Annotated in this window: 8 protein-coding genes; 4 read left to right on the top strand and 4 right to left on the bottom strand. The window is 55.0% G+C overall.

Annotation, left to right across the window (positions count from 1 at the left end; all coding sequences use genetic code 11):
* Positions 1 to 204: 204 nt before the first annotated feature.
* Complete coding sequence (locus NSU01_RS04645) at positions 205 to 3,297, bottom strand: right-handed parallel beta-helix repeat-containing protein (RefSeq protein ID WP_179093600.1); 3,093 nt, start codon at positions 3,295 to 3,297, stop codon at positions 205 to 207.
* 314 nt (positions 3,298 to 3,611) lie between these two features.
* On the opposite strand from NSU01_RS04645, the gene NSU01_RS04640 reads away from it, so the two are divergent.
* The 4 genes from NSU01_RS04640 to NSU01_RS04625 all read left to right on the top strand — a co-directional run bounded on the left by NSU01_RS04640 (position 3,612) and on the right by NSU01_RS04625 (position 9,574).
* Positions 3,612 to 5,936 (top strand): helix-turn-helix domain-containing protein, encoded by a 2,325-nt coding sequence (locus NSU01_RS04640; protein WP_076247274.1) that lies wholly within the window; start codon positions 3,612 to 3,614, stop codon positions 5,934 to 5,936.
* 137 nt (positions 5,937 to 6,073) lie between these two features.
* Positions 6,074 to 7,063, top strand: a complete 990-nt coding sequence (locus NSU01_RS04635) for an ABC transporter permease subunit (RefSeq protein WP_076247276.1) — start codon at positions 6,074 to 6,076, stop codon at positions 7,061 to 7,063.
* 17 nt (positions 7,064 to 7,080) lie between these two features.
* Positions 7,081 to 7,974, top strand: coding sequence for a carbohydrate ABC transporter permease (locus tag NSU01_RS04630; protein WP_256704002.1), 894 nt, complete (start codon positions 7,081 to 7,083; stop codon positions 7,972 to 7,974).
* A gap of 31 nt (positions 7,975 to 8,005) precedes the next feature.
* Positions 8,006 to 9,574, top strand: coding sequence for an ABC transporter substrate-binding protein (locus tag NSU01_RS04625; RefSeq protein ID WP_052421670.1), 1,569 nt, complete (start codon positions 8,006 to 8,008; stop codon positions 9,572 to 9,574).
* Positions 9,575 to 10,131: 557 nt separating this feature from the next.
* On the opposite strand, the gene NSU01_RS04620 is transcribed toward NSU01_RS04625, so the two are convergent.
* From NSU01_RS04620 to NSU01_RS04610, 3 genes are all read right to left on the bottom strand, one after another.
* Positions 10,132 to 15,111: a DUF4132 domain-containing protein gene (locus NSU01_RS04620; protein WP_076247278.1), complete on the bottom strand. Its 4,980-nt coding sequence runs from the start codon at positions 15,109 to 15,111 to the stop codon at positions 10,132 to 10,134.
* A 28-nt stretch (positions 15,112 to 15,139) separates the two neighbouring features.
* Positions 15,140 to 15,559, bottom strand: coding sequence for a hypothetical protein (locus NSU01_RS04615; protein ID WP_042133701.1), 420 nt, complete (start codon positions 15,557 to 15,559; stop codon positions 15,140 to 15,142).
* Between the two features lie 98 nt (positions 15,560 to 15,657).
* Positions 15,658 to 16,317: a hypothetical protein gene (locus NSU01_RS04610; RefSeq protein WP_076247280.1), complete on the bottom strand. Its 660-nt coding sequence runs from the start codon at positions 16,315 to 16,317 to the stop codon at positions 15,658 to 15,660.
* Positions 16,318 to 16,438: the final 121 nt, after the last annotated feature.

Raw genomic sequence — 16,438 nt, 5'->3', positions numbered from 1 at the left:
CCGAAAGCCTGATATACCGCCTCAGCTCCTGTCTCCAGCATGCAATCTAATCCACCTCCGGCGCTACTGTTCAATATGGCAATTACCCGCATTCATACTGTACTTTATGAGATTTACTATTCATTTCCGCAGCAAAGAGGCTTTCGCGGGGCCGCCTTTAGCCCTGCGAAAGCCTCCGTAACTTATAGCTGTATCCTGCTTACCTTACTGAATTGGAGCCAGATGCGCCCCGTCAATGACCGTGAACGTTGATCCGCCACCCGGAACGGTCCAGGCTACGGACAGGGAGTCATCGCCCTGATCTTCCTTGTGCAGCGCCTCTACGTAATAGCGCTGTCCTGCGGTCAATGTAATCTGGCCGGACTTCTGCGAAGGCTGGTAGGTCCAATTTCCCGCTGGCGTCCAGCCGGCTACGTTGGCGATCAGGACCTTATTGGCCGCACTGTTAGTCGTGCTGAGCCAGAGCTCACAGTCATTATCTCCGGCAATGGCAAACTGATAAACACCTGTAACCGTCGGCACAATATATCCTCTTACGCGTTCCCCGTAGCTGTTGGCCCAGTTCGACGGACTTGTAAAACTCGTCAAGGCCGTAACCCCGGTTGGTGTCGTCCCTACCGGGATGGCTGAAACTGAGCCTCCCGTAACATTGGTCCAGTATTCACGGGTAATCGTCCCGACCTGAGTCAAACCACCAGGCGTCGGTGTTGGTGTTACTGTTGGCGTCGCCGTTGGTGTTGGTGTCGGTGCTACCGTTGGCGTCGGTGTCGCTGTCGCCGTTGGTGTCGGTGCTACCGTTGGCGTTGCCGTCGGTGTCGGCGTTGGTGTTGGCGTCATTGTCGGTGTCGGTGTTGGTGTCGGTGTCGGGTTGCTGCCTCCACCCTGGTTCACATCACAGGTCTTGTAGAAACCCACGGCCGGATCGGTGCCGAAGGCATTCGTCGAGCACATGACGGTATTGGTGTAGGTGCCGTAGGCGTAGCTGTTGTTCGCCCCGAAGCGCACCTGCTTGGTGCCTGTGAAGTTACAAGGATTGTTCTCACCGGCACAAGGAACCCAGTTAGCCGAGGATACCAGCGTCGTTACGCTTAGTGTATTGCTCGCGGCCGACAGGTTGCCTGCTGCATCCTTCGCCTTGACAGTGAAGCTGTAGGCGGTGCTTGCCGCAAGACCCGTCACCTCAAAGCTGAGTGCTCCCGTGGTCGACCCGGCCAGTACGCCCCCCTTATAGACATTGTAGCCCGTGACTCCAATATTATCGGTTGATCCGCTCCAGGTAAGACTGACACTGATGTCCGTCTTGGCCGGTGAAGCGAGATTCGCCGGAGCACTCGGCGCCACCGTATCCGGACCATTTGTCGTTACACTCAGCGCATTGCTTGCCGCCGACAGATTGCCCGCCGCATCACTGGCCTTCACCGTGAAGCTGTAGGCTGTATTCGCTGTAAGCCCGGTTACCGTATAAGAGGTTGCCCCTGCACCTACTGTAGTTCCAGTGCTTACACCATTTTTATAGATCGTATAGCCATATACCCCCACATTGTCGGTGGATGCCGACCAGGTCAGATTGACTGTGGTATCTGTTTTGGAAGGCGAGCTTAAGCTGCCGGGTGCGGTAGGCGCTGTAGTATCCGGCGGACCAGCGTATACGGTCACCGTCTGCTCCTTCACACTGGCCCGGCCGCCATTATCCCAGACACCAAGTATGACCTTATAGGTGCCTGCCTTCTGGTACGTATAGGTTGGACTCACCGTGGTAACCGGAATGCCTTCACCCAGATCCCACAGATTCTCCACAATACTGCCGTTGTCTGTGGACGTATTGGTGAATGTGACGGGCTGGCCGAGCTGAACGGTCAGCGGTGCGGTGAAATTGGCTACCGGCTTCGGATCACTGAAGCCCCGGCTGGTAAGCTGCGTATTCGTACCGTTGCCGCTGACGGTATTGCCGCTCCACTCCAGATCAGCAGCCGCTGACGGATACTGGTCAATGGATGGTCCACTGTTTCCAGTAATGGTGTTATTAACAAAGCTGATCCGGTCCACCCCGGAAGCTGTCGTAATCTCAATAGCCTTCCGGCCGTTATTCAGAATCTGGTTGCTGTCAAAAGTAATGTTCCGCGTATCCCCGTGAATCCGCACGGCATTGCCGTCATACCCCGGATAAGCGGCGGCAGGGTTGCCGGCCGGTCCATTTTTCCAGATATTCTTGTAAAAGTACTGATACTGCTCGGTTTGTCCGGTGCCGGCACCCTGAAGCTGCATACCCCACATCACGATGTTCTGCACCGTGTTGTAGTTCCACAGCTGATAGCCCGTACCCGGCGACTGCTGCATGCCCACCTGCTGTCCCCCGTCTACGAGATTGCCCGAGGTGACACCATGGTCAACCATAACCTCCAGCCCCATGTGGCCGACTGAGCCGTCCGTTGCCTTAACTACATTGTTGCGCACCGCAATATACTTCGAGCGGACGGCGCTGATCCAGTGATCGACGTTGTTGTTCTCAATCAGCGAATAGTCGACGTTGGTGTGCAGCTCGATGCCGAGGCCCTCCATTTTTTTACCGGTGCCGGTGATGGTGTTGCCGCGGACGATAGCGTAAGGACTGTCATCATTCACAAAAATCCCGCCCCGGCCCGTATCCGCAATCGTATTATTCTCAATCAGCGCATAGCTGGAGCCCCAGCCGGCCCGTACCCCACCTCCCCAGTCGGAATTCACACCGGTGTTGGTGATTGTATTGCCCGAAATCTCAATATGGGTCGATCTTACAGCATATAGCGCAAAAGGTCCGAAACCGCTCGATGCGACGAAATCCTTGACCCGCAAATTACGCATCTTGTTGCCGTCGCTGTCTTCGGAAGTAACGGCAGACTGGGCTGCGGTGTTGTTGCCTCCGTCGAGGGTCATGTCCGATACTTCAGCATTCAGCGCATTATGCAGGTAGAAGAAGGTTGCGGCCGTGGCGCCGGGAGTGAACTTGATAATTACCGAATCCCGGCTGGCCCCGGCAATTTTGACGCCGGATTTGCTGTTGACGGTTCCTGACAGATAGTAGGTTCCCGCCGGAATGAGCACAGTGTCTCCGCTGACCGCTGCATCTACAGCACTTTGGAACGCCGCCTTGTCGTCTGCGGTATCCCCGCCGTTCGCACCGTAAGCGGTTACATTCACTGTTGCGGCAAACGCCGGATTTGCCGGCACGGCTGGCAGGAGAAGCGATACAGCACCAAGAATACAGAGTATCCGCACTTTCAGTTTTGAGGCGTGTTTCAGCTTGCTTGTCATCTTCATAAATCCCTCCCCTTCAATTCTGAATCGGCTGCAAGACTGGCTTCCGGCTTTCCGCATGATCCGATGCTTCCGGCAGGGCAGACTGAATGTGAGCCGGGACATCTCCTCCTTATCTTGCCATGCCTTCTACAGGGGGAGAAACTGTTCATTTTATCAAAAAGCATGTTTTACACACTGTATAAAACGCCAAAAGCTTTAATTTTACAGAATATCATCCAGGCGTCTGACAAAAGCCTTGCACCTCTAGGCAAATATGTTTAAAACTATATCATACCTACTCTCACAACTATGTCTGCGCCGAAGGGGCTGGATTTATGAAACCGTTCTCATTTTATAAATCGAAAAAATACTTCCAATCCGTCATGTTCTCCATCATGCTTGCCATGGCCCTGATTCTGACCGGCTTAGCCGTTGTAAATACCTATGTGCTGGAACGTTCGATCAAGAATGTGCAGGAGAATTCCAACCTTAAGGTGCTGACACAGACCCAATATAATCTCTCCTCCATGAATGAAATTATTACCCACCTCTCCACCTTCGCTTATAACGATAATCTGCTGATCCCGCTGCTGTTCTCGAAACCCCTGCCTCAAATGGATTATATCCGCGGCTACCGTGAAATGGCCAATCTGATGAAAAGCTCATCGTTCCTGCACTCCATTGCCGTCTACAACGCTTCAAGCAACGAGCTGTACGGCTCGACCAGCAACTTTCTGGTCGACGGCGGTGTCACCAAAGAACGGATGACAGAGTGGCTGCTGCATTCGGCGCAGCCGCATCCGACCTCACGGCTGATCCCGGTGAGCCTGGAGCGGACGGACGGTGGAATCGATGCCTTCGCCTTCATCGTAACCGATGCCTATATCCCCTTTACCGGCGACCGTTCTGCGCTCATTCTCTATATTAAATCCGGCTGGGTCTTCGACAGCCTCGCCAAACTGAATGATGCAGGCACAAGAGCCCAAGGCCAAATCTATATCCAGACTTCCGGCGGACAGCTGCTGTCCGGCGAGAACCTCGCGCAGAGTAATCAACCGGACCTGGACGGTATAACCGAGCTGATCCGGCAGGATAAGGCCATGACCGGCGCAGGCTCCGGTTCAGTCACCGGCAATACCGGCAACAGCAAAAGCATCATCACCTATATGGAAGGCATCGGCGACTGGACGATCCTGTATATCCAGCCGTATGCCTCCGTCATGAAGGATGTGACCGATGCCCGCACGAAATCGCTGCTGATTACCGGCGGCTTCCTGCTGCTGTCGATTGCCGTATCCGTCTGGCTCTCCTACAAGCTCTATGACCCGATTGAGAATATGCTGCGGCGGATGCGCCCGCTGTCCGCAGATCCGCAGCAGGCGGATGAACCATACGGTAACGAGCTGGATCTCATGAGCGGGCATTATCAGCGCATGCAGGAGAAGCTGCAGGAGATCAGCTCCGAGCAGATCGTGAACAAATATTACATCCGCAAGTTCCTGACGGACAGCCGGATCTTCTCCCATAATGACATGCAGCTGCTGATTGAGAAGCACGGGCTGCAGATCTCCGCCCGGGAATCCCTGCTCGTATGTGTGCTGCGCATCGAACGTTATGCCGCTTATGACCTGGCGACGCCGCCTTCTTCCAAGAAGCTGCACAGCTTCGCCCTGGTCAATATCGCCCAGGAGATTATGTCCCGTGCTTACCCCTGCGAAGCTGTAGATCTTCAGGGCGACCATATCGTGCTAATTGTATCAGCTACCGGCAGCACATCTGATTTTGCCGGCACGAAGCCGCTCATCCGGGAGATTCAGGATACGATCGGCCAGTATTACGGCCTGTCGTTGTCCGGGGGAATCAGCAGCGTAATCTCCCAGCTTCCGCAGCTCTCCGCTGCTTACTACCAGGCCTATCAATTATCTCTGTATACCTTCGCTTCGGGATACAAATCGATCATCCTGCCGGAGGATGTCCGGGAGAATCTCGGAAATAAACGCAAGACCCTGCCGCCGGATATTGAACGCAAGCTGTCGGAGGCGCTGAAGAAAGGCCAGCTCACGGCCGCAGGCAGCGAACTGGAGAAAGCCTTCTCGCTCCTCGCCACATTCCAGTATGAAGAGATGCGGCGTGTCGTTGCCGACCTGGCTTGGGTGGTGCAGAATACAGCGGCGGAAATTGCCGGCAACCGGGTAGGCTCCCTGCCCCTCGACATCGACCAGATTCACCGGATTCCCCAGGCGCATGAGACGCTGGAGGAGATTTACGTAGCTCTTCTGTCGCTGTGTGCCACCATCTGTGAAGGCCAGCGGCCGGCCAGTCCTGAACGTAATGAGCTGATTATCGGCACTGTCAAAGAGGTCATTGAACAGAAGTTCAACGACCTTAATCTGAGCCAGCAGTCCATTGCAGCGAACGTCAAGCTGACCTCCGCCTATCTCGGCAAGCTCTTCAAGGACAGCTGCGGCGTATCCATTACCGAATATATCAACGATATCCGGCTGCGGCATGCACAGGAGCTGCTGCTGCAGAGCGATTATACGATTTCAGAGATTATGGATAAATGCGGCTATGCCAATCAGAGTTACTTTTTCCGGCTGTTCAAGACCCGGTTCGGCACCACTCCGAAGGATTACCGGCTTAAGAAATCACTGTCCTGAACGTGCCGATTCCAAGAATACACAGGAATTCTCATATTGTATACTCCCGCTGCACAGCTTTTCGAACATGACATTGTATCCTCCCTCTTCCCTCCATGGCATGATGGATTCATAACAGAACGGAGGAGGAGATGAAGATGGGAAAGCCTGAGCCGGCCGAACTAAGCACACTTCCGGGGAACACAGGCCGCAGGCAGCCCGCTGTTCTACGATGGGTGATAAGCGAATTCAGGCATCTGCGCAAGAACCGCGAACTGCTGCTGCTCGCCTTGCCCGGAATACTATTCAAGCTGGTGATCGCGTACTTTCCAATGGTGGGTCTGATTCTGGCATTCAAGTTTTTCAGATATGACGAGGGGATCTTCGGAAGTAAATGGGTAGGATTGCAGAATTTCGAATTCCTCTTCAAGGCGCAGGACGCCTTCCGCATTATCCGCAATACGCTGCTGTACAATTTTTCTTATATTATCCTGGGGACGGTCTCCGCCCTGCTGCTCGCACTGCTGCTGAATGAGCTGTCAGGCCGGTTGGTCAAGGTCTACCAGACGACGATGTTCCTGCCTTTTTTCATCTCGATGGTTATTGTCGGTTATATTGGTAACGCTTTCTTCGACTTCCAGAACGGATATCTCAATACGCTGCTCGGCTATGTGGGCGTCGACCCGCATAACTGGTATCTGGAGACGACCCCCTGGATCTTCATTCTCCCGCTGGTCTCGCTCTGGAAAGGCATCGGCTTCTCTACCCTGATCTATTATGCAGGCATGACCGGCATTAACCCGGATTACTATGAAGCTGCCACGCTGGACGGGGCGACCCGTGTACAGATGATGCGCAGAATTACGCTGCCCCTGATCAGGCCGCTGATCATTATTCTGTTCATCCTGGGGCTCGGCAATATTATCCGCGGCGATTTCGGCCTGCACTATTTCCTGCCGAACAACGTAGGGCCGAACTTCCCGACCACCGACATTATTGATACGTACGTCTACCGGGCACTGACCAAGCTGGGGGATATCAACTCCGCGGCAGCCGTCGGCTTCCTGCAATCGGTAGTCGGACTGATCACTGTCGTCACCGCCAACTATGTCGTCCGCAAAATCGACGATGACAGCGCACTTTTCTGAACAGGAGGAGCACACACATGAACATGAACACAGCCAGATCCGCACCGTCTAACTTCGGCATCAATGTATTTTTTATCATAGTCTGCCTGATGATCGCTCTTCCGTTCCTGCTGGTCATCTCCATCTCGCTGACATCGGAAGATGCGCTGAGCCAGTTCGGATATAACCTTCTGCCCAAGGCGTGGAGCTTCGAGGCTTACCGGATTGTGTTTGAGAAGCCCACTACCCTGCTGCGCGGTTACGGGGTAACGATACTGATTACTGTAATCGGCACCGTGCTCTCGCTCCTGCTGACGGCCATGATGGCTTATCCGCTCAGCCGCAGAGATTTCCGCTACAACCGCCAGCTGACCTTCTTCGTCTTCTTCACCATGCTGTTCAACGGCGGACTGATTCCGTTCTATATCCTGATGACCCAGTATCTGCATCTGAAGAACACACTGGCTGCGCTGATCATTCCGGGTCTGCTAAGCCCCTTCAACATTATGATCATGAAAGGCTTCCTGGACAAAATCTCCAAGGAAATCATCGAGTCGGCCAAGGTTGACGGCGCCCGGGAGTTCCGGATTTTCTTCCAGATTATCCTGCCGCTGTCCACGCCTGCTCTGGCTACGCTGGGACTGCTGATTTCCTTCGGCTACTGGAATGAATGGTTCAATGCCCTGCTCTTCATCGACAATGACAAGTTCATTCCGCTGCAGCTATTGCTCGTACGCATCCTGTCCCAGGCCGACTTCCTGGCCAACTCGCCGATGGCGGAGGTCTCGGATAAGCTGAAGTATGCGAGCTTTCCGACCTTGTCGGTGCGGATGGCGATGGCTATTGTAGCCAGCGGTCCGATGCTGCTGATCTTCCCTTTTTTCCAGAAGTACTTTGTCAAAGGCATTACGGTAGGCTCCCTGAAAGAATAGCTTCTATTCTAAAATAATGGAGGGTTCATGAATGATCAAACACACGAAATCCACCGCTGTGCTGCTGTGTGTACTCCTGCTGTGTCTGTCGGTTCTCGCGGCTTGCGGCAACAGCAATAATAATGGAGACAACGGCGCAGCAGCCACAGGCAATGCCACAACCGAACCGTCCGCCACAAGCGGCACCGATCCCGCTTCCACACCTGCCGCCACCGAGCTTCCTGAGGTTAAGCTGACCTTCATTTATCCGGTAGCCGCTGACCCGGGCAAAGACCAGCAGCTGGTGAACGATGAGATTAATAAATACATCAAGGACAAAATCAACGCCACCGTCGAGCTCAAACCGCTGACCTTTGACGAATATGAGCCAAAGCTGAATGCCATGCTCGCCGCCCAGGAAGACTTCGATATTGCCTTCAGCTCCAAGGGCTGGCTCGGCAACTATCAGCCTTATATTGACCGGGGCGCTTATCTGGAAATTACAGATGAGATGATCAGCAGCTATGCACCCGAAGCCCGCGCCAATATTCCCGACAAATTCTGGCCGGACATGAAAGCCGCCGACGGCAAAGTCTACGGCTTCCCGATCTATCAGATCGCAGCCAAGCAGAAGAGTCTGGTGATCCAGAAGCGTTTTGCCGACAAATACAATCTTGATCTCGCGTCTATTCAATCGTACAAAGACATTGAGCCGTTCCTCAAGACACTGAAGGACAATGAAAAAGGCATCATACCGCTCGGTCTCGCCCAGAATTCCAACGGCATCTACATTGACCGCACTGAAGTCGGCGCCGACGGCTCTTCCGTATTCTATAAGAAAGACGATCCGGAGATGAAGTTCATCTCCAAGATTACACAGCTGGAGAACAAGAAAGAATATTTCCAGACGATGAACGCCTGGTACAAGGCAGGGTACATCAACCAGGATGCGCCTGTGCTGCAGAATATCAATGATCTCAAGAGCAAAGGCAATGTGGCTGTAGCGATTGAATTCACCTCGAAGCCGGGCGGAGAGATTGGTGAGAAAGCGATTAACGGCGGCAATGATGTCGTATACGCTCCGATCTCTGACAGCTATTTCACCGGGATTGCCAGCGCCATTCAGGTCATCAACAAGAACTCCAAGAATCCTGAACGTGCCCTGATGCTGATCAATCTGCTCAACACCGACCAATATCTCTATAACCTGATCTGTAACGGTATCGAAGGCACGCATTACACCAAGGTCGACGAGCAGAACATCGCTCCGATTGAGAATTCCGGCTATGCGCCTAACGGCGACTGGGTGTTCGGTAACCAGTTCAATGCTTATCTGAAGCCGGGCCAGGCCGCAGATACCTGGGAGAAGACCATCGAGCTGAACAACAATGCAATCGTGCCTGCCAGCAACGGCTTCCAGTACAGCGAGGATAAGATCAAGGCAGAGGCCGCCAACATCAACGCCGTCAAAAATGAGTTTGAAGCTGCCCTGGAGACCGGTGCGGTTGATCCGGACAAAGTCCTTCCCGACTATATCGCCAAGCTCAAAGCCTCAGGCATCGAGAAGGTAGAGGCTGAGATCACTGCCCAGTGGACCGAGTTTCTGAAAAACAAACAGTAAGCTGCGAATGTCAGGGAACGGCGATAGGCCTTCTCCGGGGGCTAACACCGTTCCCTGTTACTTTCCCATTAAAATTAGCAGTTTTATAAAATGGTGGTCACAGGGAGCATCCCCCCAGCATTTTTAATTGGATAAACGTATCTTAATTTGGGTGTTTTGAGGGAGTCGGGGGTATTAGTTGGAGAAACGTCATTTAATTTCATGCATTTCCCCTGCTCTGATCTATTTGCAGCCTATTAAGTGCTGATTATCCAACTGTTGCCCGGCAAGGGTCCCTCCGTTCATAAGCAAGTGGACAATATCCAACTATATCCGGCTACACCCGCATTCACAGCCACAGCCACAGCCACATCCGCAGTCAAGCCCTTGCCAATGCTGCTCCCGGCTTCTTTAGCCGCTTCTTCGGAGTTATCCGCGTTTTTGGTATTGTTCAATTTACACTATAGTAAAAAGCACCGGCGCTCTGTTTCAGCGCCGGTGCTTTTTGCATACCTGCTATAGGTTCTCTACAGCTGAAGCATAGGCTCAGCCGCACGACTCACCCCCTACTCAGCTGCTTAAGCTTTCAGCTGCGCCAGAATCTCAGGGTCTTTAATCTTCGTATCCTCAGCCAGCAGCACGACCTTGGAGAGAATCTCCGCCGTGCGCGGATCTTCGTCCAGGAACGGCAGGAACAGCCGGCCGCGGTGCTGCGAATGGACCGGGATAATATGCAGCGCCCCGCTGGCCTGCTTATAGCTCATGCCGCTGCCCAGATGCACTGCATATTCGCCCAGCGTCCCGGTAATCCGGGCATAGCTGCCGTCCACGCGGACGTTGCCGATCTTCAGCAGACGCAGGGACTCACTGACGATCACCCGGCGCATCTCTATAGTCGTCAGGCTGGCCTCCGGATCGACGCCTCCCACATGCGCTACGCTCACTACCAGATCCACATCGCGCATCACCTCGGAGAACAGGCGGGGCGGCACCTTATCCAGCATGACGTTCTTATACGTAGTCCGGTCGAAGAACTCGACCGTCTCCAGCGTTGGTGCTTCCGTATCCGCCGGGGAGAACCAGTCCGCCATGGCGTAGAGCCGTGCAATCAGATTCTCGCCATAGAATACCTTCTGCAGCCCTTCTTCATAGCTGACCGTCCACTGCCGTTCTCTCAGCAGTGCAACCGTCTTGCGCGGCTGCACCTGATGGCCGGCATAGCGGCGGGATACGCCGCCATTCGCCAGTTCATCCACATTCGGCAGATACAGCTCCCGGAAGATCTGCTTGAACGGCTGGCTGAGCTGCCGGTCGAACAGATCCTTCTGGTACAGGCTCCACTGCCCGCTGTTATACAGATCAAGCGGATGGGCGATGAATAGCTCATCCTTATCCGTAAGAGCAGTTTGCGCTCCGGAAGGATTCTCCAGCGCAGGCGGAACGGCCGCGAAGTAACCCAGTGCGCTGCCGCTCTTCAGGACAAGACCACGCAGCAGCGGCGCCAGAATAGGATTCCGGCTGAGCCCGGTAATCTCCTGCAGCGTGAAGCTGCTGCCTGATTCCATCGAGCGCTCCAGCTCCAGGCGCGCCCGGCGGAACTGGGCCGTCAGCTCGCTCCGCGTTTCCTTCAGCGCCTCGATATAGGCATCCTTCTTCAGGCGGGCAGGCACCGATTTCAGCACCTTGCCTTTGCTGGTAATGACAAGCTCGCTCTGACCCTGCTCATCAATGACCAGCTGGGCGAAGGTGTCGGTATCCAGCGCGTGCGGCTCGAAGTATGGCTTCAGCTCATCCAGCTTGCGGGCTTCGATATCCCACATCAGCCGGGTGACATCGGCATATCCGGCATTGCGGGCCAGATTGCCAAGGGCAATCCGTGCCGCCAGCCCCTCGCTCGCCCGCCGCTGCGCGCCGAATTTCTTGCTCTCCGCGAGGAAGCGCTGGATCAGCTCATAGCGCTCCCGGATATCCTGCTCCCGGTCCTTACGGAGCGGAATCAGGCTGTAGCTGAGCAGATGGTCTTTGTTACGCTTTTGTTCCACAGACTGCTTCATTTCCTCCAGCTTCAGCTTGCCAAGGGTGGCATCAGCGAACAGCTGGGAGCGCCGGTGGTTCGCACCCGCGGAGATATACTTCGCAGAGTCATAGAGCAGATCGAACCGCTTCTGTCCAAGCGTCTGATACGCCGACTGGAACCAGTTCATATCAAAAGCGCCGTCATTGAAGTCCTGCGGGGTAATCGGCGAGTAATGCGCCACCACCGTCTCCTTCTCCGCCGAGAAGCTCTCGTTGATATGGGCGTGGAAATACCACGCGGCACTGCGGATGCCTTCCCAATCCAGATAGCCGGAGATAATCTCAATCCACTGCGGCGCATACATGGCGGCTTCCAGCAGCCGCTTCTCCGTGATACCGGAATCCTTCAGCAGCGTCCGCAGGAGTGCAGAGTCTTCACCCTCCCGGGGATGGCTAACCTTAAGCAGATGGCTGAATGATTCCTTCTTCGTGATACTGTCGCCGTAGCCATATACATAACCCCGGATGAAGGTCTCCTTGTCGAGCCCCGCCAGAATACGGATGAAATACTCCATTCCCTGGATCCGCTGCAGCCCCATCACCAGCGGGGTTACCTCGGTCGGCAGCTCCCCGCGGGCCAGCTCGATTTCCAGCAGACGGTCAATCAATACGGTGCGGATTCCGGCAACCCGCTCACTGTCGTCAATCCACTCCACATTCCGGCCGGTTAGGGTGCGCATGTGATGGCGGTTGTCATGGCCGGCAAGCAGCTCCTTGTACAATTCACCTTCACCGGTTAATCCCGTTTCGTAAGCCTTCAGATAATCGTACAGCTCCAGCCTGGTGCCGGCATCCTCCGGGTTCATCCGGTCGAAGACATACAAGGATCTGAACAGCTCCTTGAAATCCTCCGGCCCGTCCGCCCGGTCCCGCATCATCCTCAGCCATGGCTGGGCCAGCACATTCAGCAGCGCCGCCTCACTTTCCAGCTTATCCTCCGGCATCGCTGCCATCAGCGCATTCAGCGCCCCGGCGGCCAGGCTGAAGTTATCCTGTTTATCACTGTCTGCATAGAAGGCACCGATCAGAGTCTTCACCTGATTGCCGTACCGCAGCCCTTCAAACAGCTCTGCTACATCCCTGATGGTCTGCAGCGGATATACCTGCTCCGTGAATTCCGCTCTCCAGCCCTCCAGCAGCTTATGTTTTTTCAGCTCCCTATAATCCATAGAGCCTCTGTAGTACCGGTAATAGCTCTCCATCGTTCCATCCAGATCATCAAGCTGGTTGTAAAAGTTCAGCTCCAGCAGCATCTTTGGATTCCAGCCGCTCTGCTGGAGATAGGCGGACCAGAGCTCATGGAGCGGATACTCCTCCAGTTGAGAAGCCGATTTGTCCCTGTCCTTAGCCATAGTCCATTTCAGTGTGCGCAGCACCGCACCGACCAGCAGCGTCTCCTTCTGGCCGGAATAATATTCGCTGACATATTCCGTGTCCCGCTGTCCATGAATCTGCTCATCCAGCCCGTGCAGGAAGGTCCTGATCTCCTCCAGCGGCAGGGAGAACACCTTATCCCAGCTGAATTCTCCGGGCTGCGGCCCCCCGGTCAGCCATGCTTCCGTCTCCCCCGGGTTGAACAGCCCGAACCCGCTCGCCGCCGTATATTCATTCCTGCGGCTAAGCTTCGCGATCAGCTCCCGTTCCTTCGCCGCAGGCTCGGCAATCGCTTCCACCTGTGGACGCACCGCCTCATACAGGCTGCTGCGCTGCTCATCCTCGAAGAGCACCGTCACCATCTCCAGCGCGGCCAGGCGCTGCAGGCTGTTCTTCTCCTGCAGCAGCCGCTGGATGCTGCCTTCAAGCGCCGAATCCGGCTGGCTGAGCAGTAGCCGGGTCACGTTCTGGCGCAGCGATCCGGTCTTCAGCTTCAGCAGCGCCTCGGCCTGCACCAGTTCCTCAGCATACAGTGTCCATTCCTTGGCCTGCTCCAGGGCCAGCTCACGGTTCTTCATGCTTTTATCGCCAAGGCTGGCGAACACGAATTCACGCTGCACCGGATTCAGCGGGTCGCTAATGAAGCTGGCCAGCAGCTCGCCGCGCAGATCCGGCGAGAACTCATCCTTGAGTGCAATCAGCTCGGCAATCCAGGCGCTGTCCATATCATACGCGGTCAGGTACAGCATTTTGCGCACCGGAAGCTCCGGGGTGTAGTTCACCTGGACGAAATCCAGCACTTTGGATTCCCCGGTTAATTCACGATGGGGAGTGCGCAGGAACATCGCTTTGAGGGCAGTGAAATCCCGCTCTCGTGCCGCCTTCTCCCCCAGCTGCGGTGAACGCTGCAGCTCCAGCTTGGGCCCGTTCTTGTCCGGTCTCCACAGCCTGCTGTAGCCGTAGCTATAGTTGCTTAGAACCCAGTATTGCAGCTCCAGGTCCTGCTCCTCCAGAGATTGCCGGGCGCTCTCCAGCCGGAGCTCGCTGTTCTGGCTGTTCGCCAGCACATACTGGGCCACAATCTTCTGATAGAGCTGCCCTCCGGCCATCAGAACCCCAATCCGTCCATAGAGATCCTCTTCCTCATGCACAGCTGTTGCCCACAGGCTCAGGTAGACATGATGGGCGTTCGCATCCTCCAGCCATGCTGCCCGCACCGCTTCATCCTGCAGCACCAGGTATGCGCCTTCAATCAGGCTCTTGGCCACCCGTTGATTCTGGGCTTCCAGCCCCATGCCCGTCCACACGCCCAGCGCGCGCACGACAGAGCTGTAGCGGATGAAATCATTGTCCAGAATCAGCTTCAGCACGTACAGATTGTTATCCAGAGTTCCTTCATCCATCCGTTCCACCAGCGATTGGCGCAGCCCCTCCTGCAGCTTGGCAGCCAGCAGCAGCTCGCCCAGCATCACCACAGCTTCCTTCCGGTGACTCATGAATACGCCCTTGATCACCTCGTAGCTCAGCACCGCTGCCTGGTTATCGCCGTAGACCATTTCCTTGAGGTCGTCCAGCATACCGCTGCTGTCCTCACGGTCCAGCTCATAGGCAATGACATCGCTTAAGACCAGCCTGAAGCGGTAACTCACATTGTAATCCGTATCGTTGTCCTTTTTGCGCAGATACTCTCCAAGGACGAAACCCTGCCGCTCCATGAAGATCAGCGAGCTCAGTTTGCTCAGAATTTGTGCGCTGTGCAGCTCAAGATTACGGGTACGGTAAGGTCTGCGCACGTATCCCCTGCTGTACGGATACTCCGTACAATGCTCCACTATGTAAGTCATCACTTCTGCGGTATACGGGCTGAACAGCTTCCTGACAGCCGTCAGCAGCGGTTCATAGAATCCTTCTGTCCTGCCGCCGGCCAGTGTCCTGAGCTGTTCCATGCACGCCTTGCTCTCGTCCTCCTGGCCTCCATAATAATTCAAACGGCTGAGTCCAATAACGACAGACGCAAGACCCGATGTTTCTTCATCCAGCCCTTTGGCCTTATTCTCCATCTCCGCATACCATTGTGCTTCCAGATCCTCAGTTTTACTTACCGCCATATCCTGTTCCCCCTTCTACCTAATCTTCCTACCATAGTCTTCCGGCCAGCATAGTGAACCGGATGAATACCAGCTCATCCCCGTCCTGGATCTGCAGCGGCTCCTCTAATAGGGCACATTCCCGCTCCTGCAGGAACACCTTATATAATCCGTCCTCAAAAGCAAGCAGTGCAGCAGCAACCGCTTCACCGGTATCCGGCGGTTCACCGTTATAAATGGTCGCGAAGCCGACCTTGCCGTTCTCTCCCTGCTCCTGGATCTCATTGCCTGTAAGATAAGGAATAATATCTCCCCGCCCCTGCTTGTCCACAAGTCCCTGCACCTGCCGGACTACGATCTCAGTAATCAGCTCCTGCAGTGTAGCAGGAGCCCCCTGCAGTACTAATTCCTGCCGGGCAAGCACCGGTTTGCGTTTGCCCAGGCTTTTGACAGTAACATACAGCCGCACATCTATCCCTCCTGTTTCTACAGACAAGCCTTACCGGAAAACAGGCCATCTTAGATTAATACCCAATTCCGGCCCCTCTGCCGCGCTTCGGCTAGATTTCACACGATGAAATTCGGAGCGGACATCGATTCCGCCCCGCCATCCCCCTGCAATCCGAAACAGCGCTCCAGTTCAGCGAAATTCTCCTCCAGCGTCCGGCTGCCATCTGCCTCCAGCACCTTCAGCTTCCGTTCCCCTGCCTCACTCCTGATCCTCGCAGCGAACAGCGCGTCTCTCTTCATCCAATTGTTGAACGAAACCTCCGGATTCTCTGTTGCCTGCAGGATTCCCTGAATCCATTCCCGCTTGCTGTACTGCTCCCGCTGGAACGGTTCCGCCGGGATCACCCAGATTGCCTTATCCATCGGCTTCAGAAGAGGCGCCACCAGCGCCGGCAGCAGCTGATTCCCCTCCACAACAATGGGGCCATCGCCCGAACACTCAAGATCGCTCAGCACATAATTGAAATCCTCCCGCAGACACCCGGTATAGACATCCAGCTGTTCAGTCACATCCCTGGTGAAGAACACTTCATTCATCGACATCTGCGATACCCGGTACATTGCAGACTGCGCCTTCCCTGTAATTCTCTGCAGGTGATCCTCATAATGCTCATCGCATGCGTAAAGCGTCATATTATATTTCTCCGCGAGGCGCCCCGCGAGCGTGCTTTTCCCGGCACAGGCCGAACCGCCGATCCAATAGATTTGTCTGTTCATGTACATCCGCTCCTTTGTTCTCCGGCATTACCTGATACTGAGCTATTCGACACCGGATTGCCGCCGTTCCTGCATCAATCTGCCATTTCACCGCCGAATTCCCCACACAAGCACTTTTTTT

The sequence above is a fragment of the Paenibacillus sp. FSL H8-0259 genome (assembly GCF_037963255.1).
Classification (GTDB): Bacteria; Bacillota; Bacilli; order Paenibacillales; family Paenibacillaceae; genus Paenibacillus_AQ; species Paenibacillus_AQ phytohabitans.
The sequence above is the reverse complement of the archived record's forward strand: the minus strand, read 5'-3'. Positions and strand labels throughout refer to the sequence as shown.

What these genes read in the sequence shown, in the direction of transcription:
- NSU01_RS04635 (WP_076247276.1), top strand. Translation starts at nt 6,074, where the DNA reads ATGGGAAAGCCTGAGCCGGCCGAACTAAGCACACTTCCGGGGAACACA.
- NSU01_RS04620 (WP_076247278.1), bottom strand. Translation starts at nt 15,111, where the DNA reads ATGGCGGTAAGTAAAACTGAGGATCTGGAAGCACAATGGTATGCGGAG.
- NSU01_RS04625 (WP_052421670.1), top strand. Translation starts at nt 8,006, where the DNA reads ATGATCAAACACACGAAATCCACCGCTGTGCTGCTGTGTGTACTCCTG.
- NSU01_RS04640 (WP_076247274.1), top strand. Translation starts at nt 3,612, where the DNA reads ATGAAACCGTTCTCATTTTATAAATCGAAAAAATACTTCCAATCCGTC.
- NSU01_RS04630 (WP_256704002.1), top strand. Translation starts at nt 7,081, where the DNA reads ATGAACATGAACACAGCCAGATCCGCACCGTCTAACTTCGGCATCAAT.
- NSU01_RS04645 (WP_179093600.1), bottom strand. Translation starts at nt 3,297, where the DNA reads ATGAAGATGACAAGCAAGCTGAAACACGCCTCAAAACTGAAAGTGCGG.
- NSU01_RS04610 (WP_076247280.1), bottom strand. Translation starts at nt 16,317, where the DNA reads ATGAACAGACAAATCTATTGGATCGGCGGTTCGGCCTGTGCCGGGAAA.